Source organism: Micromonospora sp. DT201 (genome assembly GCF_049841575.1).
In the GTDB taxonomy this organism is placed as follows: Bacteria; Actinomycetota; Actinomycetes; order Mycobacteriales; family Micromonosporaceae; genus Micromonospora.
In genome coordinates, this window is sequence record NZ_JBNCKP010000026.1 from 45,823 (window position 1) to 66,265 (window position 20,443).

General features: G+C 70.2%; 20 protein-coding genes. 13 read left to right on the forward strand and 7 right to left on the reverse strand.

The window, feature by feature from the left end; translation table 11 throughout:
• Positions 1 to 11: 11 nt before the first annotated feature.
• The 5 genes from ACLQ28_RS30165 to ACLQ28_RS30185 all read left to right on the forward strand — a co-directional run bounded on the left by ACLQ28_RS30165 (position 12) and on the right by ACLQ28_RS30185 (position 5,382).
• The gene (locus ACLQ28_RS30165) at positions 12 to 275 is read left to right on the forward strand and encodes a hypothetical protein (protein ID WP_425689659.1); all 264 of its coding nucleotides are present in this window, start codon (positions 12 to 14) and stop codon (positions 273 to 275) included.
• Positions 276 to 362: 87 nt separating this feature from the next.
• Positions 363 to 1,886 carry a serine hydrolase domain-containing protein gene (locus tag ACLQ28_RS30170; protein WP_425689660.1) on the forward strand — a complete coding sequence of 508 codons (1,524 nt, stop codon included), beginning with the start codon at positions 363 to 365 and terminating at the stop codon, positions 1,884 to 1,886.
• Positions 1,887 to 2,430: 544 nt separating this feature from the next.
• Positions 2,431 to 2,805 (forward strand): transcriptional regulator, encoded by a 375-nt coding sequence (locus ACLQ28_RS30175; RefSeq protein ID WP_425689661.1) that lies wholly within the window; start codon positions 2,431 to 2,433, stop codon positions 2,803 to 2,805.
• Between the two features lie 524 nt (positions 2,806 to 3,329).
• Positions 3,330 to 4,475, forward strand: coding sequence for a hypothetical protein (locus ACLQ28_RS30180; RefSeq protein WP_425689662.1), 1,146 nt, complete (start codon positions 3,330 to 3,332; stop codon positions 4,473 to 4,475).
• Between the two features lie 172 nt (positions 4,476 to 4,647).
• Positions 4,648 to 5,382 (forward strand): hypothetical protein, encoded by a 735-nt coding sequence (locus ACLQ28_RS30185; protein WP_425689663.1) that lies wholly within the window; start codon positions 4,648 to 4,650, stop codon positions 5,380 to 5,382.
• A gap of 235 nt (positions 5,383 to 5,617) precedes the next feature.
• Here the strand turns inward: ACLQ28_RS30185 and ACLQ28_RS30190 are convergent, their stop codons facing one another.
• Positions 5,618 to 6,370, reverse strand: a complete 753-nt coding sequence (locus ACLQ28_RS30190) for a FadR/GntR family transcriptional regulator (protein WP_425689664.1) — start codon at positions 6,368 to 6,370, stop codon at positions 5,618 to 5,620.
• A 134-nt stretch (positions 6,371 to 6,504) separates the two neighbouring features.
• Here ACLQ28_RS30190 and ACLQ28_RS30195 point away from each other — a divergent pair, with 134 nt between their 5' ends.
• On the forward strand, positions 6,505 to 7,170 hold the full coding sequence (locus ACLQ28_RS30195; RefSeq protein ID WP_425689686.1) for an AMP-binding protein: 666 nt from the start codon (positions 6,505 to 6,507) through the stop codon (positions 7,168 to 7,170).
• A 115-nt stretch (positions 7,171 to 7,285) separates the two neighbouring features.
• Here ACLQ28_RS30195 and ACLQ28_RS30200 read toward each other — a convergent pair whose 3' ends face one another.
• The 4 genes from ACLQ28_RS30200 to ACLQ28_RS30215 all read right to left on the reverse strand — a co-directional run bounded on the left by ACLQ28_RS30200 (position 7,286) and on the right by ACLQ28_RS30215 (position 11,523).
• Positions 7,286 to 7,864, reverse strand: a complete 579-nt coding sequence (locus ACLQ28_RS30200; protein ID WP_425689665.1) for a TlpA family protein disulfide reductase — start codon at positions 7,862 to 7,864, stop codon at positions 7,286 to 7,288.
• A complete protein-coding gene (locus ACLQ28_RS30205; protein WP_425689666.1) occupies positions 7,861 to 8,295 on the reverse strand; it encodes a hypothetical protein in 435 nt (144 codons plus the stop codon). Before ACLQ28_RS30205 ends, ACLQ28_RS30200 begins: the two co-directional genes overlap by 4 nt.
• Positions 8,296 to 8,380: 85 nt before the next feature.
• On the reverse strand, positions 8,381 to 10,426 hold the full coding sequence (locus tag ACLQ28_RS30210; RefSeq protein WP_425689667.1) for a M6 family metalloprotease domain-containing protein: 2,046 nt from the start codon (positions 10,424 to 10,426) through the stop codon (positions 8,381 to 8,383).
• A 179-nt stretch (positions 10,427 to 10,605) separates the two neighbouring features.
• On the reverse strand, positions 10,606 to 11,523 hold the full coding sequence (locus ACLQ28_RS30215; protein ID WP_425689668.1) for a dihydrodipicolinate synthase family protein: 918 nt from the start codon (positions 11,521 to 11,523) through the stop codon (positions 10,606 to 10,608).
• 262 nt (positions 11,524 to 11,785) lie between these two features.
• On the opposite strand from ACLQ28_RS30215, the gene ACLQ28_RS30220 reads away from it, so the two are divergent.
• Positions 11,786 to 13,015 (forward strand): PucR family transcriptional regulator, encoded by a 1,230-nt coding sequence (locus ACLQ28_RS30220; protein ID WP_425689669.1) that lies wholly within the window; start codon positions 11,786 to 11,788, stop codon positions 13,013 to 13,015.
• A 74-nt stretch (positions 13,016 to 13,089) separates the two neighbouring features.
• Here ACLQ28_RS30220 and pepN read toward each other — a convergent pair whose 3' ends face one another.
• Complete coding sequence (gene pepN / locus ACLQ28_RS30225) at positions 13,090 to 15,486, reverse strand: aminopeptidase N (protein WP_425689670.1); 2,397 nt, start codon at positions 15,484 to 15,486, stop codon at positions 13,090 to 13,092.
• Between the two features lie 22 nt (positions 15,487 to 15,508).
• On the opposite strand from pepN, the gene ACLQ28_RS30230 reads away from it, so the two are divergent.
• The 3 genes from ACLQ28_RS30230 to ACLQ28_RS30240 are packed head-to-tail and all read left to right on the forward strand — an operon-like array spanning position 15,509 to position 16,359.
• Complete coding sequence (locus tag ACLQ28_RS30230; protein WP_425689671.1) at positions 15,509 to 15,766, forward strand: hypothetical protein; 258 nt, start codon at positions 15,509 to 15,511, stop codon at positions 15,764 to 15,766.
• 39 nt (positions 15,767 to 15,805) lie between these two features.
• Positions 15,806 to 16,141 carry a hypothetical protein gene (locus ACLQ28_RS30235; RefSeq protein WP_425689672.1) on the forward strand — a complete coding sequence of 112 codons (336 nt, stop codon included), beginning with the start codon at positions 15,806 to 15,808 and terminating at the stop codon, positions 16,139 to 16,141.
• Positions 16,102 to 16,359: a hypothetical protein gene (locus tag ACLQ28_RS30240; protein ID WP_425689673.1), complete on the forward strand. Its 258-nt coding sequence runs from the start codon at positions 16,102 to 16,104 to the stop codon at positions 16,357 to 16,359. Before ACLQ28_RS30235 ends, ACLQ28_RS30240 begins: the two co-directional genes overlap by 40 nt.
• 18 nt (positions 16,360 to 16,377) lie before the next feature.
• Here the strand turns inward: ACLQ28_RS30240 and ACLQ28_RS30245 are convergent, their stop codons facing one another.
• Positions 16,378 to 17,388 carry a mechanosensitive ion channel family protein gene (locus tag ACLQ28_RS30245; protein ID WP_425689674.1) on the reverse strand — a complete coding sequence of 337 codons (1,011 nt, stop codon included), beginning with the start codon at positions 17,386 to 17,388 and terminating at the stop codon, positions 16,378 to 16,380.
• 498 nt (positions 17,389 to 17,886) lie between these two features.
• Between ACLQ28_RS30245 and ACLQ28_RS30250 the strand changes: the two genes are divergently transcribed.
• The 3 genes from ACLQ28_RS30250 to ACLQ28_RS30260 all read left to right on the forward strand — a co-directional run bounded on the left by ACLQ28_RS30250 (position 17,887) and on the right by ACLQ28_RS30260 (position 20,383).
• A complete protein-coding gene (locus ACLQ28_RS30250; protein ID WP_425689675.1) occupies positions 17,887 to 18,273 on the forward strand; it encodes a hypothetical protein in 387 nt (128 codons plus the stop codon).
• Between the two features lie 728 nt (positions 18,274 to 19,001).
• On the forward strand, positions 19,002 to 19,577 hold the full coding sequence (locus tag ACLQ28_RS30255; protein ID WP_425689676.1) for a hypothetical protein: 576 nt from the start codon (positions 19,002 to 19,004) through the stop codon (positions 19,575 to 19,577).
• 200 nt (positions 19,578 to 19,777) lie between these two features.
• On the forward strand, positions 19,778 to 20,383 hold the full coding sequence (locus ACLQ28_RS30260) for a response regulator transcription factor (RefSeq protein WP_425689677.1): 606 nt from the start codon (positions 19,778 to 19,780) through the stop codon (positions 20,381 to 20,383).
• Positions 20,384 to 20,443: the final 60 nt, after the last annotated feature.

Genomic DNA, 20,443 nt, shown 5'->3' on the forward strand with positions numbered 1-20,443 from the left:
TGACTTATCAGATGGCGTTGGACATGGCACAGACCTCCACCATCGCCTCGGCAGTGATCGCGGTGGTGGTGATCGCCGTCGCCGGTTTCGTTGGGATCGGCTTCTACCGCGCCCGTTACGCGGCGGCGCGGGAGGCGGGCTACCGAGTGCTGGCCGAGCGCAGCGCCGACAGCGGCCAGGCCATGGCGGACGAACTCAAGGGCGTGCGGGCCGAACTCGGCGAAGTCAGGCATCGGCTGACCGCGCTGGAAAAGCTCCTGAGCCAGATCGGCTGACGCGGAAGGACGTGCGACATGAACACCTGGACCCGATTACGGAGGCAGGCTCGGCGACTGATCCTTGTAGCCGCCTGTCTGAGCGTGATGGCCACGACAGCCACTCCGGTCGCCGCCGGCCCGGCGCTTACACGAGCAGCACCCGGCGACGACTTGGCCGCCGGCGAGAGGTACCTGCGCGCCTACATGGAGCAGATCAAAACGCCCGGGCTGGCGTACGCGGTGGTACGCGGCGACGAGGTGCTCCGGCGCGGCGCCTGGGGCGTCGACGGTGACGGTCGACCAATGACCACACAGACGCCGTTCATGCTCGGTTCGACGAGCAAGTCGTTCACGGCACTGGCGGTGGCCCAACTGGTCGAGGCCGGCCGGGTCGCCCTCGACACCCCGGCGTCCACGTACCTTCCATGGCTGAGACTGGGCGACGCGGTGACCGCCCGAACGGTCACCGTCCGCCACCTGCTGACCCACACCAGCGGGCTACCGCAGGTGTGGAGCACCAACCTGACCGACCGATACGACAACCGTCCAGGCGGCCTGAGTCGGTCCGTGCGTGACCTGGCCACCCTGCGACCCACCGCCGCCGTGGGGCAGACCTACGAGTACAGCGACGCCAACTACATGATTCTCGGCGCGCTCGTCGAGAGCGTCACCGGCGACACCTTCGGTGGCTACCTGCGCCGTCACGTGCTCGACCCCCTACGGATGACGCACTCCGCGGCCACCGCCGAGGAGGCCCGCGCCGTCGGAATTCCGGCCGGGCACCGTTATTACCTCGGCCGGCCACAGCGCTTCGCCGCGCCGTTCGACACCGCAGGAGTCCCGTACGGCTTCCTCGCCGCCAGCCTCGACGACCTGACCAACTACGCGATCGCGCAGCTCAACGGCGGCCGCTACGGCAACACCCGGCTCCTCGGCACCGACAACACGAAACAGATGCACACCGGCGTCGTGGCCACCGGTAACGGCACCTACGGATTCGGCTGGAGGAACAGCACCCTGGACGGCGTCGGCGCCCCCATCGTCTGGCACGCCGGCGCGACCCCGGACTACTTCACCCACCTCGTGCTCGCACCCGACTCGAACCTCGCCGTCATCATCATGACCAACGTCTACGGCCTACAGATGGACGGACCGCTCAGCGCCGGGGCGTTCAACCTCGCCCGCATCCTGCACGGCGGCACACCCGCGGCCGCCACCGACAACCCGATTCACGCCTGGGTCCTGACCGGACTACTCGGCGTCGCCGCAGTGCTCCTCATCAGCCTGGTGTGGTCCTGGACACGCCTTATCCACAGGCTGCGGCACGGCTCCCCCCGGCCGGTCCGTTCGCGCGGCCAAACGATCATCGCCACTACCGTCTGGGTCGGTGGATCCGCCACTGTGGCAGCCAGCGCCGCTTGGAAGGTGCCTTCCTTCTGGCAGGGCGCCGGCCTGGCCAAACTCCAGTTGTGGGCACCAGACATCGGCCACGCCCTCATCACCGTGGTCGCCCTGGCAATCGCACTCGCCCTGACCCGACTGGCCATGGGCGTGTCCATCATGGTCACAACACGTCCGGCAGGCACCGACGCGACAAAGAGTCCGCGAGCGACTAGCCAGACGTGCTGACTCAGGCTCAACCCGCCATCTGCCACAGCTCACCGAAGTCGACCTCGGCCTCAACGCCGGGAAGATCCAGCAGCGGCGCCGCCGGACCTGTCCGGCGGCGCCGCGATCCTGCCGCGGCTCGCCGAGTGCGGCGCCGACGGCAGTCCCGCCGTCGACCTTGCCCTGGCGTACGGCCTGGGTGCCCGGCACGAGTCCGACCAAGTCGCCGCCGTTGTCGCCCTGCTGATGCCGGCCGCCATCGATCCGTTCGACGACCCGGCGGATCACGTCGGCGTCCGCAGCCCGGTACAACTTCCCCGGCCACAACACGTCGCGGTCGAGCAGCGAGCCAAGGTACGGAGCCAACCTCTGCGGATCGGTTTCCGCGATCGCGCACAGCTCCTCGATTGCCTCGTCGTCCTCGGCCGCGGCCTTGTTGATCAGCTCCTCGATCATGAGGGAGGTTAGCCATGTCGATCAACCGGCTACGTAACGGATTGCCGGACGTCCACGATTAGAGGCCATCAAGAGTCCGGTCGACATCCTCACATCGCCTGGTTGACGGGTGGTCTGCAGCGCCCTGATCATCGTCTCGTTGCTCTGCTTCAGCGGGCACCGCGTCCTGCCGTCGGCTGTTGCGGCGATGGAGACTGTCCGCGCGATCAACACTATGGTGCCGGGTATGGCCGTTGCCGAGAGCCCGGAGCAGATTGCCCGTACCCGCACGATCACCGCTGCTGCGATCCTCGAAAATCGAGCAGATCTGCGAACCTATCCCCACCGGCTCCTGACCATCCTCTCTCATCGTGGGGTGGGTGCCGACAAGGTGACCCAGGCTGTGGCGGCTGCCGAGGTGCTCGAGCAGTTCGGTTGGGAACTCATCACCATCGCTGAGTTCGGCAGCAGCAGGCTGGTCTACGCCGTCCTGCGACGCCGATGACCGGACCAGGACAGAGACCCCAAAGATCAGCTACCTGGCAGCGCCTGCGACTCACCCGGAACCCCTGCGCATCACGCTATGCCGGCCCGCCGCACCGATCGCTCGGCTACCTCGACGTCCGCCGGGGAGCCGGTGCGGAGCATGAACCGAGGCTCCGCACTACCGGGCCACCCCGTGGAGCCAACTGCCCGCGGACGCGTTGAAAGCGAAGATCGACTTCAAGGTCACGCAGGTCGGCAAGGACGTGCAACTACGGGCGGACGGCAAAATCAAGCAGGCCGCGTGGTACGGCACCGAGGCGCTGCCGATAACCGGCGAGGGCAACCGGCTGCGGCAGGCACTCATCGATGCGGGCATTCAATACCAGGTGGTGCCGCTCCCGCCGAACCTGGCCGAGCAGGTGTTCGACGCGTTGCTCGACGGCGGCAGTGAGGCCGACCGTACCGGCGCACCATCATCGCGGCACCACTGCGAGGGCGTAATCGGGCACCCCCGTCGCGCCTGCAAGCAATTACACTGTGGACGTGTCGGAGCCAGATCCGAGCGCGACAGAGCTGGTCGATCCCGACGAGGGCGACGACACAGTCGTGGACCCGGAGGCTTACCTTCGCGAGGGCGACGCGATGCTGCCGGCCACGCTCTCCGGGATCAGCGGCGCCTGGATCGGTGGCCTGGTTGCCGCGAGCACCGGATGCGCGCTGGCGGTGGTTGGGCTGACCCTGCCCTGGGCCGGGCTCAGCTCGGACAGTCCGGGCCGGCCCAGGTTCGTCTACGTGAGCGACTTCGGCCCCGCGCTGGGGCCAACCGCTGCGGCACTGCTGGTGATTTCGGCGATGCTCGCCGGGGTCGCCTTCGCCTCCCGGAGCCGGCTCGGCGCGATGCTGCGCTCGGTCACCGCGCTGATCATGATGCTCGGGGCCGTCGCGACGCTGGCCATCACCGTGTACCTGGTGCGCGGACAGACCCTCAACGTCGCTGACCAGGATACGGGCTCGACGGTGGAGATCACGGTGCAGAGCGCCACGCCGGCGACCGGTGCGTTCCTGTACGCCTTCGGGGCGATACTCCTCGCCCTCGGCACCGTAGCCTCCACACGGCTACCCGCACCGCTGGTACAGGACTCGCGGACGACGGAGGTCGCCAAAGCGGTCGCCGTGCTGCGGACGGCCCTGCGCTGGGTGATGACCCTGCTCGCCCTCGGGCTGGCGGTGGCCTCGATCGCGCTTCCCTGGTACAGGCAGAATCCCGCCACGGGCCGGTCAGAGGGCATGGTCACCGCGGTGACGGTGGGTGACATCCACCTGTGGCAGGGGACGTACCGGGTCGGGCTGATCGCCGGCATCCTGCTGTATGTGGCCACGTTGGTGGCAGCCCAGGTCGGCGCGTACCGGGCCGCCACCGTGCTGCGGGGCATCGGGATGATGGTGTCGACCGTCGTGGTGACGATCCTGCTGGTCGGTCTCGCCGCACTGCGGCGCGGCGACCCGGTGGGCGACCGAGTGGTGAATTGGGTGAACCCCGCACCACACGCCGCCGCAGGCTATTTTGTTGCGATCGCGGCGATGATCGCGCTGCTGTGTAGCATCGCCCTGCTCAGTTACACGACGACCCCGGAATCGGCGGCTACCACGGGGGATGAGCCGCCGTCCGCGGACATGGGCGATGAGTAAGCGACGGACCCGATCGCCGAACAGGCCGGGAACACCCCGACCGCGTGCCAAACCGGCGAAGGCCACGCCCGCGCCGGCCGGCTCGCCGGCACGGAACTCGTCCACCTCGGCGCCCACGACCACCACGGTGGTTCTGCGCGCGGCGTGGCGCCGACTGTCCCGCGGAACCCGGGTGCTCGTCGCGCTGCTGGCCACCACCGCGATCGCCGCCGCCGTACCGGGAGCGATCCCGTACGTCGCGGACCGCGCCCTCGACCTCGTCAACAATCCGGCGCTACGGGTCGACGTGAAGACCTACGGGCCCGCAGCAGGCCTCTACGTGGCGTCCGAAACGGTCCACACCGAGCCCGACTTGGTCGTGACCGGATTGGTCGAACCGGAGTGGGTGTCGGTCGGCGACTCACTGCAGATCCTGACCCTGGAGGGCCGACGCTCAGGCAGTGTCGCAATCACCGGCCTGACCGCCGAGGTGATCGAGCGTCGCGCGCCGCTGACCGGCACGTTCGTCGGCCTCGGAGCAGAGGGACAGATGGACAACACCCTCTTGGAACTGAGGCTCGACGATCCGCAGGGCGTGCCGCTGGGCACGGACGGCGCGCCGTACTTTAGGGCCCATCATTTGGCGCTGGCCAGGGGCGAACTACACGTGATCCGGGTGACGTCGTGGACCGACAAATGCTACTGCACCTGGCGGCTGCGGATGACCTACCACTACCGCGGCGCCGACCACACGCTGGTGGTGCCCGCTCCGGATCGCCCACCGTTTCAGATGACCGCCGCCGCCCGTCCCACCGATTACCGGGTGCAGTACGACCTGCAAGAAGGCAACTGGACGCGGACGGACTGCCTCGCGGACAGGGCCCAGTGCGCGAAAGCCTATCTACCCAACAACAAGCCGGTCTGGTGAGCCGACCGCGGACGGCGTCGGCTCCGCCGGCCGGTGGCTGCGGGCTCCTCCGGGCGGGTCGGCGCCGCGACGACCGCGCAGGGGACCTGGCGGCATGGGTGGGGGCCGGAGGTCTGGTAGCCGTAACTTCTTTGCGGGTAGCGCAATTGCCCACGGGCGGGACCACGCAGCCGACCTGCGCCGCATCGCCGCGGACCCGATCACCCGCGACCGATGTGGTAGGGGCTCCTCGCCCTTACGCCTCGGGCTCCTCCTGGGGCGCCTCGAACCGGCGCCGCTGCCAGGAGCTGACGATGTGGTCGCGCATCACCCGCTGCGCGGCCTCGACATCGCCGCGGGAAATGGCGTCGACCACGAGCGCATGCTCGCCCAGAGTGGACTCGAACGCGCCCTCGTACCCTATTCCCTGGTACCTGCTGCTCTCCAACGCTCGCAGGTACAGGCGCTTGCCGATGTTCTCGGCCAGGCGGTTGCCGGACAGCTCCATGATCGTGAGGTGGAAGACCACGTCCGCCTGCCGGAACGAGTCGCTGTCGTGTCGGGTGTCGCGCATCGCCTCGAGGGCGTGCTCGATGCGGGTCAACTCCTCAGCGGCATGGTGCGAGGCGACGGCACCCGCCATGGCTGATTCGAGCGTGGCCCGCACGACCGTCAGCTCGTCCAGAATGCCCAACGTCTGGTCGTTGTCGATGAACGCGGACAGGACAACCGGGTCGAGCATGTTCCAGGAGGCGGACCGCGCCACCTGCGTGCCCCGGCCCTGGGCCACGACCACCAGCCCCTTCTCCTCCAGCCGCTTCACCGACTCGCGAATGACCGTGCGGCTGACACCGAAATGCTCGCTGAGCGGACCCTCGGGCGGGAGCAGTTTGCCCTCGGCGATCTCCGCCGTGACGATGAGCTCGACCAGTTCAGCAACCACCGCAACGCCCAGCCGCTCAGCTGGACGACGGGTCGGGAAGGCGAACGGGTTGGCTCGGGCTGTCACGCCCACATTCTAGTGCGGTGACCACGGACGATGGCCGGGTTGGGTGACACCCCGGCCGCGGGTCCGCAGGGCGGACCCGGGGTGGGTCAAGGCTGCCGGGGTGGCAGAGCCTCCTCGAGTACGCCGATTAAGGGATCAAGAAAACCAGGAGCGGCAACGTCCGGGACGCCGTCACTCCAGCCGCGGATGCGGACGTCTTCACCGCCGTCTTCCACACCGACGGCGCGTACGACGTTCCGGATCCGATCCTGATCGGCACCCCGGTGTGTGGCACCGACGTGCGGATCGTGGACGAGGACGATCGACCTGTTCCACCGGGAGCCGTCGGTGAGCTGCGGACCACCGGTTGGGGGCTGGCCGAGGGGTACGTGGGCGATCCGGAGCGGACCGCCCTGTCGTTCACCGAGCGCGCCGGCGAGCGGGAGTACCGCACCGGTGACCTGGTCCGCTGGGGTGCGGACGGTCGGCTGCGGTTCCTCGGTCGCGCCGACCGGCAGGTGAAGATCGCCGGGCATCGCGTCGAGCTGGTTGACCTCGAACGCCGGATCAAGGAGCGGGCCGGGGTGCTGGACGCCGTGGTGTTCCTGGCCGGGGACCGGCTGTGCGCCGCGATCAAGGCCGAGGACGGTGTGCTGGCAGAGGTGCGGGCGGAGGTGGAGCCAGGGCTCGCGGCGTACGAGCGCCCGCAGCGGTGGCGGATCGTGGCGCTCGCGGAGATCCCGACCAGTCCGCACGGCAAGGTCGACCGGGCTGCCCTCCCAGCGCCACCGAGGAGGCGCTCAGGCGTTGTCGGCCGCTGACCGCGGCAGCGGGGTGCCGGTCGCCGGCTCCGGCACCACGAGCCCCCGCAGGCCGATCGCAGGCGTCCGCCACCGGTGCCGGGTTGGGCCGCACCCAGGTGTCTGGGCGACGGGACTACGGCTGGCCGGACAGCACCAGCTCCCGCAGCCGCTGGTCGAGTGTCGGGGCGTCCAGGCCACCCGGCCAGCCGCGAACCAGGGCGCCACCCTTGGCCACCAGCACGACGGCCGGCGGTTCCCGCACCGCGTACGACCGCCAGATCGTCTGCTGGTCGTCCAAGACGACCGGATACTCCACACGGTGAGCGCGGAGGTAGTCCTGGACCTCGTCGGCCTGGTCCGCGCCGACCACGCCGACGAAGACCACCCGGTCCCGATAGCTGCGGGCAAGCTCACTGAGGGCAGCCTGGCGGTCGGCGCAGGTGGTGCACCAGGAGTTGAAGAAGGTGAGCACGACGGGACGCTGCGCCCACACCTCGGCGGCGGCGAACGGTGTGCCGTCGGTCAGCCTCCCGGTGAACGCCGGGGCGGCCGGGGCGGTGCCGGGCGCCGGGCGCAACGCCAGGTCGGCGGGGACCGGCCCGGGCAGCGCCGCCGCCCCTCCGGCGGGCGCCGGCGCGGGCGCGGGCTCGGGCGTGCTGCATCCGCTCAGCAGCGCCGCCGCCAGCAACAGCGGCAGGAGTGCCTGCCTCATGACGGGACCACCGCCACCAGCGCCGGGCCCTCGCTGCTGTCCGGCGTCAGGTCGAGCGCCGGTCGGCCGTCCACCTCCAGCCGGTAGGAGGCCCGCTGCGGCACGCGCACCCCGACGGCGAACTCGCAGTAGGTGGGCAGGCGCTCGACTCCCAGATCCTCGGCGAAGGCGGCCACCGCAGTCCCCGCCGGCAGCTGCCCGTCGGCCAGCGCCGCCCCGTCCGGGTCGAGCACGCGGAACGGCGCCCGGTTGTGGAAATGCTGGTACGGACCGGTGCCGGCACAGTCCACGCCCGCGGCCCGAATGTTGATGTCGCGAACCAGGACCCGGACGGTCGTCGGGGAGACCGCCTCCTGGGCGGCACCGACGGCGCCGCAGCCGGTCGCACCGGCCAGCAACAGGGGCAGCAGAGTCATCATGCTTCGCCGCACGTCATCCTCCTTCCGTCCGCCTGCCGGGTCCGCGGCGGCAGGCCACCGCGGACCCGGCAGGAACGGGGTCAACCTCAGGTGCCGGTCAGGACTTCTGGACCCGGCATTGCTTCGTCACCGTCTTCGTCGGGTCGCTCTCCGAGGTCGCGGTGAGCTTCACGACACCGCTGCCCGCGGCAGCGTCGGTGGCACCCACCGACACCGCGACAGTGGTGGCCTTGCCGAACTGCGCGGTGGCGAGTTGGTTGGGCAGCCAGGTCCGCCAGCCCTTGCCGGTCACCTCCGCCGACAGGCGGTAGACGTCCGACTTCAGGTACGCGCTGGCGTTCTCCGGGTGCTGCTGCCCGCCGGCTGAGTACGAACCGCTGTTGGTCAGCTCGAACGAGCAGGTCACCCCACGGTTGGTCGGCTTGCCGCCGCCGGTCACCTCGCCCTTGCCCAGAAGCACGCCGTGACTGCTCGGCCCGCCGGTGCCGTCCAGCGAACGCACCGCCACGGTGTAGGAGAGCGAGCCGGCCGAGTCCCGCTTGAGGTCGATGATGTAGAAGTGCAGCCGGTTGGCCTCGTCGACGTACTCGTACTGGCTGCCGGTGCCCGCGCCAGCGTGGAACAGCGCGTCGGAGAGCTGCCGGTAGTCACCCATGGTGATCTTCTGCGGGGTGCCGTCTGGCCGGTAGAAGTCGATCATGTCGATGTCCTGCGGGTTGGCGTCCACCACCCACTGGAATGGCGCGCTGTCGGCGTTCTTCGTCTTGCTCAGCAGCACGCCGCTGTCCGGGGTGAAGGAGTCCGCGCCCATCCGGTCGACGACCTCGACGGTGTAGTTGTTGAAGTTGCCACCGTCGCACAAAGGATCGGTGCTGACACCGCACGTCGGCGACAGGTCCTTGTTCAGCGCGATGTTCACGCCGCTCAGACCCTTCGGGCCGGCGTCGACCGCCCGGGCCTTGATCTGCGCGACCACCATCCCCGAGGAGGCCAGCGACTCCCGCGACAGCCGCAGCACGTGCTCCTCACCGAGCAGGCCGATCTTGAGCTTGTCCCGCACGGTGTGCAGCGAGCCCATCGAGCCGCCGTTTGTCGGCGGGATCTGCCAGCGGGTGTGCGGACCGCCCGGGCCGTTGAACGACCCGCGCGACATCATGCTCCAGATCCCGGTGTACGCCCTGCGCAGCGGCTCGCCGTACGGGTTGTTGTAGTTGTCGCCGATGCCCAGCAGATGGGTCAACTCGTGGGCGTAGACGCCCATGCCGGAACTCTCCCCCTGCGTCGAGGAGCCGCCGCCGGCGTTCGGCCACAGAGTCGCCGCGGCCTTCCACGAGGTCCAGTCCACGTAGCGGGTCTTCGCCCAGTTCGGCAGGTTGGGGTCCGGCGGACCCCAGGCGTCCGGCACGTCCTCCTTGTTCTGGAAGATCATCTGCCCGAACTCCTGCCAGGTCGACGACTCGTCCTGACCGGCGCTGAGGATGAACACCAGCTCGTACTGGTTCGCGACCTCCTCGCCGACGGCCGCCCGCCAGGCGCCCAGGCCGTCGGTGCGGATGTTCTTGCCGCACGCGTCCCCGCTCGGACAGGCGCCCGGGTTGAACCCGTTGTCCAGCCCGTACTGGTAGGACTTGGCCGGCATCTGGTACGGCCCGAACCCGGTGAGGTCGACGCCGTAGCGGCCGTTGGAGTCCTGCATCCAGTACTCGTGCAGAGTGTGACCCTTGTTGAGGGTGTTCGGGGTGTTCAGGAAGTCCTGGTAGAACTTCGGCACGTCCGCTCGCGGAATGTTGGTCGCGACGGACTGGGGGTTGCCGAAGACCGTCGAGCGGGCCCGCTGGGAGACCGCGAACGTCTCGTCAGGATAGTCGAGTGCCACCAGGGCGATCTTGAAGTTGCGGACCGAGCCCGACACGCTCGGGTCGGCCCAGTTCTTGCCGGGCACGGCCTTGTAGTCGTCCCAGGTCATCGTGTCCGGGTTCTGCCAGGCCTGCGGGTCGAGGACCTGGAACGGCGCGGTGCCGCCGGCCGGGTTGGCCGGGGCCGCGGCGGCCTGCGCGGCCCCGGTCGCCACGAGCGTGGTCACCACGGCTGCGGCCAGCACGGCCCGCCTCAGCCGGGCTCGATGGGGTTTTGCACGGTGCACGGAACCACCTCTCGTCGGGGGGAAACGCGGCGCTGGCGTCCCGGTGGGGGTATCGCGGAACACCTGTCAGCAGGCCGCGCAGCGAATCTAGGAGGGCGGGCCGGTGCCGGTCACCGTGCAGATGTCGGCAGGTGGGCCGGCGACTTCCGACACCTGAAGGACCGGCGCCCACCGGCGGATCAGCCAGGGCCGGCCCCGGATGCCGGTCCGGCCGTTGCCGCAAGGGCCCGCAGCACGTCCCGGCGCACTCGGTCGGCGGCAGACCCGGACAGGGGTCCGCGCGGGGGGCGGCACCACCCGCCGTACCGCCCGGCGCACTCCATCGCGAGCTTGACGGCCTGCACGGCTTCCGGCCGGGAGGCCCAACCGAGGAGCGGGTGCAGCTCGGCGTAGAGCGGCAGCGCCCGGCCCAGGTCGCGGGCAACGCACAGCTCGTACAGGCGCACGGCCTGGCGGGGCAGCGCGTTGGGCAGGGTGGCGACCCATCCCGCGGCGCCGCACAGCACCAGTTCGAGCACCACGTCGTCGGCGCCGACCAGCACGTCGACGTGCGGGCAGAGGTCCCGCAGGCGATGCAACCTGCGTACGTCGCCGGTAACCTCCTTGATCGCGACGATCCCGTCGATCTCGGCGACGGTCGCCAGCAGGTCCGGCGTGAGGTCCATCCGGGTGTCGTACGGTTCGTTGTGGGCGACCACCGGCAGGCCGACCGCCGCCACCTCCCGGTAGTGGGCGACCACGTCGGCGGCGCGGGCGGCGGGCCCGTCGGGTGGCCGCGCGAGCACGCCGTGGGCACCGGCCTCGGCGGCCTGCTCCGCCCAGCGGCAGGCCTGCCTGCTGCCGTACCCGCCGACGCCGGGCACCACCGCGCAGCCGGACGGCGCCGCCTCCACAGTCGCCTTCACCACGGCGGCCCGCTCGTCGTCGGAGAGTGCCCGGTACTCCCCCATCGACGCGCACGGCACGACCCCGTGGCACCCCTCGGCGGCGAGCCAACGGACGTGTTCCTGGAGCTGGTCGAAGTCGACCGACAGGTCGGCGCGAAATGGCGTGGTGATGGCGGCCAGCACGCCCCGCCAGGGCCTACCAGGTCCCACTCGGAACTCCCCCTCCGCGCCGGCGTCGGCGCCGCCCACCATCCCACCCGCACCGTCCGTGGCGCCGCCAGTGCATCCGTACCGGAACCCTAGGAACGTCTGTCGTTCCCGGTCTTCGGACAGATGCTGGAACAGTCACGATGCCGCCCGTCATTTTTGTCGTGACTTCGACAGTGGACCTTGCGCGATGCCCCACCCGCACCGGAGGGTAAGGACTGGCCGTCGCGCGATCCCTGTCACGCAGCGCAACCATGGGAGTTACATGCACGGTGAGCTCCAGCGAATCGCCGACGCCGTCGCCGCCCGGGTGGGGCGACCAGCCCTCATCGAGGACCGGCGACAGCGGGTGGTCGCCTACAGCGAGCACGACGGGCCGATGGACGACGTCCGTCGGACGTCGATCCTGCGCCGGCAGACGACGCCCGAGGTGATCGCCTGGTTCCGAGGGATGGGCGTGCTCACGGCGCACGCGCCGGTCCGCACCCCCGCGTGCGCCGAGCTGGACCTGCTGGCGAGGGTGTGCGTGCCGATCCGGCACGACGACCTGCTGCTCGGGTTCGTCTGGTTCATCGACGCGGACGGTTCGATGACCGACGCGGACATCGCCACCGCGACCGGCCCCTTCACCGACCTGTCGCTGGCCCTGTACCGGGAAAACCTGCTCGGTGAGCTCGCCTCACAGCGGGAAACCGAGGCTACCCGCGCCCTACTGGTGGAGAGCCGGCAGGCGCGCGAGCACGCGGCGCGGGCGCTGCTGGAGGAGGGCGTGGTGGCCGCCGACGGGTCGACCGTCGCGCTCGTCGCCCAGCTCGTGCCGGCCGGTGGGCGGCAGCCCGACGAGGTGGCCCGGATCGCCCTGGAACAGGCCCTGGTCACCACCCGCCGGTGGATCGGAGTACGGGAGACGCTGCACCTCGTCTGGCACGACCACGGGGTGCTGCTGGTCTGCGGCAACCGGGTCGCCGGCCGCCCCTCGCCAGAAGCCTCCGCTGAGCACCTCAACGAAGCGCTGGGCACCGCGACCCGGGGCCTGGCCTCGGTGGACCGGACCGTGACCGGGATCGGCCAGCCTCGCGTCGGGTTGTCCAGCGCTGTCGAGTCCTACCAGGAGGCCGCGCAGGCCGCCCGGGTCGGTACGCAACTGCCCGCGCTGGGCCGGGTGGTCTCCTGGGCCGGCCTGGGCATCTACCGGGTCCTGTCTCGATTGGACAGTCAGCACCTTGACGTCGCGGGCGTCCATCCCGGGCTGGAGCGGCTGCTGCGCGACGACTCCCACCAGGTGTTGCTGGAGACCCTGGAGGCCTACCTCGACCTGGCGGGCAATGCGCATGCCACCGCCGAGAAGCTCCGACTGCACCGGACCACCCTCTACTACCGGCTGCAACGGGTGGAACAACTCGCCGGGACCGACCTCAAGGACGGCAACGAACGGCTGTGCCTGCACCTGGCCATGAAGCTCGGCCGGCTCAACGGCCACTACCGCACGGCGTGACGCCGCCCAGGAGCGCAGCAAACCGTCCTCCTCGAGCCGCAGGTCAAAATGCTGCGGCCGAGGTCAGAAGCAGTTCACCTGACAGTCCGCGCCATGCGGTCGTCCAGCTCGTCCTCCCAATAGCGCCTCAGCACGGCGGGCACGTCGCCGCGCAGCGCGTCACGTACCAGCTCCAACTCCTCGTCGGTCAGCGGGAGGGCAGGGAAGGCCCGACCGACCTCGGCAGCGAACGCCGACCCGCGCCGGGCCAACGACGGGGTAACCGCAACATAGGCGGCTACATACGGCGCGACAAGCTCCCGTTGCGACGGCGACCAGAGCCCGGCGGCCAGCGCCCGGAAACGGCGTACGGAGACGTTGGGGTCTTCGGTCATTGCCGCCCAGGCCGCCGATTTCGCCTCGACGGTGGGGCGAGCGGCCAGTGCGGTGACGGCACCGAGATCGCCTGCGGCAGTGCCGTCCCGCAGCCGCTCGGCCTCGATCTCCGGTGCCTCGACGGCGCCGAGTTCGGCCAGCCGATGCACGACGGCCCAGCGAAGCTCCGGGTCAAGCACCAACCCCTGGTGTGTCGCGCCGGTGTCCAGCCAGCGCCGCAGCAGCGCGGTGTCGCTCGTGGTCCGGGCCAGCCCACGTGCCAGCGCGACCGCGCGCTGCTCGTCCGCCTCGCCATCGAGCGCGCACGCTGCGGCGACCACCTCAAGCGCGGCGGGTACGTCCGCGGGCGGTAGCACACGGCGCACCAGGTTGTTCAGGGTCCGGTCGAGGGCTGCGGTCACCAGGGTGGGCGACGACTCGCGCGGCAGCTGTCGCGCCAGCAGATCCAAATGCGAAGCCGGCGGCACCTGGTCGAGCACCATCGCCCACAGCACCGCCCGCACGAGCGGGTCCGGCAGGGCCGTCAGCGAGCGCGCGACGGTGTCGTAGGAGAACGGGTCCAGCTCGATCCGGGCGAAGGTCTCGCCGTGCGCGTTGGGCACCACCACCAGCCCGGCCCACTCCGGCAACTCCAGTGGCTCGTCCGCGAGGTCGACCAGCCGCGAGCCGACCAGCTCCAGCGACGTGGAGTACGCCGCGACGGTGAACCGGTGTGGCCGTACGCCGTCACGGGTCAGCACCGGAATGTCGCCCGAGCGCGAGACCCGGATCGTGTCATGTCCCGACTGCCGCAGCCACACGTCGGCCCAACCGCGCACGTCGCGCGGCGAGGCGGCGTCGAGCGACGACAGCAGATCCTCGAGCGTGGCGTTCGCGAATCGGTGCCGGGTGAGGTGCGTGTTCACCCCGGCCAGGAAGTCCGCCGCCCCCAGCCAGGTCACCAGCTGGCGTACGACCGCGTTTCCCTTGCCGTAGGAGATGGCGTCGAAAATCGTCGTGCCGGTGTCGACGTCGGGCACGTCCTCGGCGGTCGGTGCGACCGGGTGCGTGGAACGGCGTCGGTCGGCGAGGAAGGCGCCGGGCTTGTATGCCGCCTCGAACGACACCCGGGTGCCGGTGTACCCGGCCACAGTCTCGGCCACCTCGAACCCCATGTAGTCCGCGAAGGACTCGTTGAGCCACGCGTCCTCCCACCACACCGGGGACACCAGGTCGCCGAACCACATGTGCGACATCTCGTGTGCGATCACCATCGCGCGGCGCCGGCGGTCGTCGTCGGTGACCCGCTCTCGCGGCAGCAGGGACTCGTTGAAGGTGACGCACCCCGGGCACTCCATCGCGCCCCAGTTGAGCTCGGGTACGAAGACCTGGTCGTAGGAGTCGAACGGGAACGGCTCGGAGAAAGTCTTGGCGTAGTGGTCGAAGCAGACCTCGGTCACCCGACGCAGCTCGGCGGCGTCGCGATCCAGTTCGGCGGCCAGCGAGCGGCGGGCGTGCCATCCCATGTGCAGGCCTTGGTGCTCCCACGTCACCGAGTGGTACGGCCCCGCCACGACAGCGAACAGATCACACGCGATCGGCGGGGTGGTGGCGAACCCGAACCGACCCCCATCAGCGACCGTGGGCAGGCCGTTGGACAAGACCGTCCATGTTGGATCGGCAGTCACGTTCAGGGTGATCGGGCCTTTGAGGTCGAGCTGATCGAAGCAGGCGAACAGGCGCTGGGTGATGTCCAGGCCGAGATACCCGCCGACGTACCGTTCCCCGTCCACGGGGTCGGTGAAGGTATGCAGACCTTCACCGTCGGTGACATATCGCAGCCGCGCGTCCACGACCACCTCGTGCAGCCCTGGGGCCAGGCCGTCGAGTGGGATCCGGCGTCCGTCGTAGGCCGGGGCGACGGTCGAGCCGTCGAGCGTCACCTCGACCGACTCGGCCTGGTGCAGCTCGATGAACGTGTCGCCACCGTTGGTGCGGAACCGCACGGCGACCTGACTACGGAAGGCGTCCGGGGACGTGACGTCGAGCAGGAGGTCGTAGGAGACCTCGGAGAGCATGGTGGCCCTAGCGCGGGCCTCTTCCAGGGTCAGCGACACCCCGACAGGTTAACTCGGCTGCGTGGCGGCATTGCGATGGACAGTGACGACGGCGCGGGCGGCCTCGCGGGTGGTCTGCCCGGTGCCATCGCTGATCCGCGGTCTCGGTGAATCGGCTGAGCCGCAGGAGCGCCTTCCACTGGATCCGCTACACCGACCAGGGTGGTCTCTTAGGCTGCGTAGTTGGGGCGTTCGGTTCGACGAGGGCGTCGCGGTGGCGCTGTTCGGGCTGGTCGGGGTGCTCCTCTTGGCGACCTGGCTCTACCACTACCTCAGTTAGCCGTCAGTGGCCGAGCCCGGCTACCGGTGAGGAGCACCGATGACCCAGCGCGAACAGCACCGCCCGGAGATCGTCGTGGGACTGGTGGCGACCCCGCCGGACCACCCGGCCCGGGTGGCCGCGCGGCTCAGCGCCGAGCTGGCCGGCCGGCTCGCCGAGCGGGTGAGCGCGGACGTTCGGTGGACTGTCCGGACGGGCTGGGGAGAGGTGGCACCGCGCCGCGACGGCGGTGTTGAGGCGCTGCTCGACGATCTTGCTCGACGGCGTGCCGATGACCAGTGGGACGTTGCGATCTGCCTGACCGACCTGCCGCTGCACGCCGAGCATCTGCCGTGGTGCTGTTCGCTGAAACGGTGCTCGTCGGGGCACTGCTGATCGACACATCCGTGCTGGAACAGACCTTGCAGCGGCCGGTCGATGTCATCGACTATCTGACGCTCGCCTGGATCATCAGCTCGCTGGCCACCGTCGGCGGCGCGATCGGCTCCGGGCTGGAGGACGAGGAAACGGTCCGGGCTGCCGCTTACGGCTACCATCCCCAACCCGATGGCTGGCGAGACGAGAAAGACGGGCAACCGCACAGTAGGAGGTAGGTGGGCGTGCCTCGCTGGTCAGGGCTGGTACTGACCGCGGGTGCGGGGCAGCCACTGCGGATGATGGTCGCGCAGGTAGCCGACGAGTCCCTCCCGCAGGTCGCAGCGCAGGTCCCAGGCGCTGGCGCCGTCTGCGGCCGAGGCCTGCACCTGGATGACCGCCGTCTGCGGGGTGGAGTCGACCATCTGGAGCACCCACTGGCCGCGATCCCACAGCGGTGAGGACTCGACCAGCCGGCGCGCCTCATGGCGCAGGTCGTCCAGGTCGGCGGTGTGGTCGACATGTAACTGGATCTTGCCGACAACCCTGGACTCGTTCCGAGTCCAGTTCTGAAACGGCCGCTCGGTGAAGTACGTGGTCGGCAGGATGAGCATCCGCTCGTCCCAGAGTCGGATCACCACGTTGGTCAGCTTCACCTCCTCAACTCGGCCCCATTCCCCATCCACGACCAGGACGTCGCCGACGTGCAGACCGTCGGCGAAAGCGACCTGGACGCCGGCGAACGCGTTGCCGAGCGCGGTTCGGGCGGAGAGGCCGATCAACGCGCCGACCACTCCCGCCGACGTCAGCACGGAGACGCCGAAAAGGCGTACCGGCCGAAAGGTGATCAGGATCAGGCCGATCGCGACGAACGTGACCACGGCGACGGTGAGCCGCCGCACGGGGCGGATCTGCGTGCGGGCCCGCCGGACCCGCCGGCTGGTGACCGCGTCGCCCGGCAGGCGGCTGAACGCGACCGCTTCGGCGACGTGCAACGCCTTGATCACTAACCATGCCCCGGACACGATCAACGCCACCAGGACGACGTGCCGCAGATGACGCTGCCACCCGACCGGTCCCAAGGGCAGCACGTAGTGCAGCACCCCGGTCAGCAGAACTGCTGCCGCCGGGCGACGGCATGCTTGCCGCAACGGCTCCAGCAACCATTGGTAACGGCCGCGGGCCACGCGGCGGACCAGCATGCCAGTGATCAGGTCCACGACCACAGCCGCCATCAGCGCGGCTACTACGATCAGCGCGGTACGCATCAGAGGCCGTTCACCGTGATCCCGATGCCAGCTTCCCCCAACTCCCTGCCCAGTCCACGTGCCCAGGGTGCCATCCGGTCCGAGGCTGGGCGGCCAACATCGGGAACAACGCTGACCAACGCGGCACGACATACGCCGAGTACCTCGACGAACCCCTGCCCGCTGGCGACGCCGTGGGCCTGAACATGCCCTGGACGAGTGAGTCCTGACCCTGGCCCGAGCTGTGAGCGCAGCCGGCAGCCGGCGGTGACCGTCGGGGCCACCTCCGTAAGGGCGGATGCGGAGGTGAGCGGTATACCTCAGAGTCATATTCATACCTCTGCGGTATACCGCTCAACAGCACATCGCCATGGCGGGTAGCCAGAGCGGATGGCGAGCGTCCTTCGCTGCGCCCGCAGCCCCGTGTCTTGAGTTAGGACTGTCTTACTCGTCTAGACCAACCGCAGCGGGCGGCCAGCGCCGGCCTGTCCCGCCTGTCCCGCGTGGGAGACTCGTGTGGTGAGCTCAGGTGTTCCCCGTACCGTGAAGGCGGTCGACACGCCGGAGTTGATCCGGCTCGACGCGGAGGCAATCGAGTGCCGGTTGAACCGCCATCACGGTGCCGGTTGGCTGGCGGCGTTCGCTGACCCTGCAGCGGTGCACTATCTGCGGCCGGTACTGGTGCACCGGGCCCCGCACCGGCCTGAGGTCTCACCGCACTGGCGATGCATGCTGTTGTTGACGCTGCACGACGGCCAGCAGGTCTTTTCCCTACTGGATGTCCTGCCCGCCTCATTCGAGGACCTGCCCGAGACGTTGGACGCGGCCACGAAGACCGAGGTCGCCCACCGGCTGGAGCATGGAGGCCTGCTGACGCAGGCGCAGTGGGCCAGCGCCAACCCCTGACCCGGGTACTGGTTGGCGGTGACGAGCGCACACACCACCGGATGCGGCTACGTGAGCACATCGCTACTATGGGTCAGCATCCAGAGGGAAGGGGTCGTGCCCGCGTGCGAAGTCCCGTCTTCGGAACCGCGCCGACGTCTGCGCCGGGCCGATCCGCGCCACTTGTGGCCGGCCGGTTGCGCAGGCTCGCCCGGCGGATGGTGCTGATCGCGCTCGCCGTCGGGGCCGGTTTCCTCGTGGCCGCCCTGTTTCAGGGGCCGGCCGCCGCCGACGGGTTGCGCAGCGGGTCCGGTGAGGAACCTCGTCGGCACATCGGCGGGCTGGTCGAGCCGGTCGCGCGGCTCATCTCAGTCGCAGAGCGCCCCAGCCATGAGCGTCAGCAGGTCGTGGGTGCCGACGACCGCCGCCACGATAGGCCCCGCGCACCGCTGGCGGGGCCCATCGGTGGTGTCGTCGCCCCCCGCGATGCGACACCCTCGACGGGGCCTCGACGGTCGACGGGCGCGTCGCCCGTGTCCGTGCTGCTGGCCCGGGTCGGCGCATCCGTCCCACCCCGCGCGGCGGAGCGCGAAAGGCTCCGGCCGGCCTCCGTAGCTCGCGCGGCTCATCGTTCAGCTCACCGTGCCGACCCGTCGCGGCTGGCCGCTGATCCACCGCGACGGCCGGCCACCGCCGCGCCGGGCCCACCCTCGGTGCACGGGCTGGCCGATTTGCCTGCGGTGGCCCTGATGACCGCCCCGCTGCCGCACGTCGTCGACATCGTGAGCGCGGTGGCGATCCGGCCCGTCACCATGGTCATCCGGCCCGTCGCCATAGCGCTCCGCTGTGTCGCCGAGGCGGTTCTACCACCCGGTCTCGGCGCGGTGATCGTTCCGGCGGTGACACCTCCACTGCCCGCTCCCCCAGCGCTCGGGCCGGCCGCAGTGCCGGTGACCGACCCGGCACTCGTACCGACAGTGCCGACGCCGTCGGCGGATTCGGCGGTGGCGCCCGTACGCGCCGCAGCGCTGCCGATCCCGGCCGCGCCACCGCCGATGTCCGTCGTCGGACTCGCACGTCCTACGGTCTCGACGGGGCACGTCGCCGCACGCCCGGGGCCGGTGGCCGCGGGGGCTGGCCTTCCGGGCCGGCCCGTCGCACCCGCCGACCAGGATGCTGCCGGTGTCGATGGTGGATCGACGCCCGGGCCGGGGCTGGTCTGGCCGGTCGACCGGCAGTCGCACCTCGGTGCTGGGCAGCCCTGCGATCTCGTGCCGCTTCTGTTTGATAGCCGAACTCCGTCTGCGATCGCTCGCCCTGGCTGAGGCGGGTCGACCGAGTCCGGGTGGCTGGCCCGCGTGGCCGGTTCCATCCGCTGGCCCGGTCGATCGGTGCCCGTGCCCGTCCGCCGTGACGGTGCTGTGGGCCGATGCCTATCCGTCTGTAGCGCACGACCGCCCGACCAACTCGTAGATGTTCCGGGATCGTGGCCGTCGTGACGCGTACCTGAGATCGGAGAAACGTGGTGATCCACGTTGTCGTCGCCGAGGACATGGGTTTGCTCCGCGGGGCGCTCTGCGCCGCGCTGTCACGCGAAGAGGACATGGAGGTGGTCGCCGACGTCGAGGGTGTCGGCGAGCTGTTGACGGTGGTCCGGCGGTGCCGACCCCGGGTGGTGGTGCTGGCCTTGACGCCGGAGCTGCCCGATCCGGTGGAAATGGTCGCCAGGATCAGCGCCGAGGCGCCGCACGCCGCCGTGCTGGCGATGAGCCCTCGGTGGAGCCCGACCCTGGTGGAGGCTGCGCTGGCGGCCGGCGCGCGCGGCCTGGTCGGGAAGGACAGCTCGCTGGCGGAGCTGGTGCGGGCGATCCGCGCGCTCGCGGCCGGGGATCGGGCGATCGACCCGGCCGCCGCGGTGGCGGTGCTGAGTCCACCGGAGATCCCGTTGACGCCTCGAGAAATGGACGTGCTGCGGATGGCGGCCGAGGGTCTGCCCCTGAAGGAGATTGCGGTCCGTCTCTACCTGGCACACGGGACTGTGCGCAACTATCTGTCGGTGATCCTACGCAAGACTGGGGCTCGCAACCGGCTGGAGGCGGTGTGGCGCGCACGGCGTAACGGCTGGTTGTAGCCGTCGGGGGCGGGTCCGGCGGACGTGTCCGACCCGCCCCGTCGCCGTGCGAACCCACTT

Coding starts and splice junctions, on each gene's coding strand:
- ACLQ28_RS30165 (WP_425689659.1), top strand. CDS start 12: ATGGCGTTGGACATGGCACAGACCTCCACCATCGCCTCGGCAGTGATC.
- ACLQ28_RS30170 (WP_425689660.1), top strand. CDS start 363: ATGGCCACGACAGCCACTCCGGTCGCCGCCGGCCCGGCGCTTACACGA.
- ACLQ28_RS30200 (WP_425689665.1), bottom strand. CDS start 7,864: ATGAGGCAGGCACTCCTGCCGCTGTTGCTGGCGGCGGCGCTGCTGAGC.
- ACLQ28_RS30220 (WP_425689669.1), top strand. CDS start 11,786: ATGCACGGTGAGCTCCAGCGAATCGCCGACGCCGTCGCCGCCCGGGTG.
- ACLQ28_RS30235 (WP_425689672.1), top strand. CDS start 15,806: ATGACCCAGCGCGAACAGCACCGCCCGGAGATCGTCGTGGGACTGGTG.
- ACLQ28_RS30245 (WP_425689674.1), bottom strand. CDS start 17,388: ATGCGTACCGCGCTGATCGTAGTAGCCGCGCTGATGGCGGCTGTGGTC.
- ACLQ28_RS30255 (WP_425689676.1), top strand. CDS start 19,002: ATGACCGCCCCGCTGCCGCACGTCGTCGACATCGTGAGCGCGGTGGCG.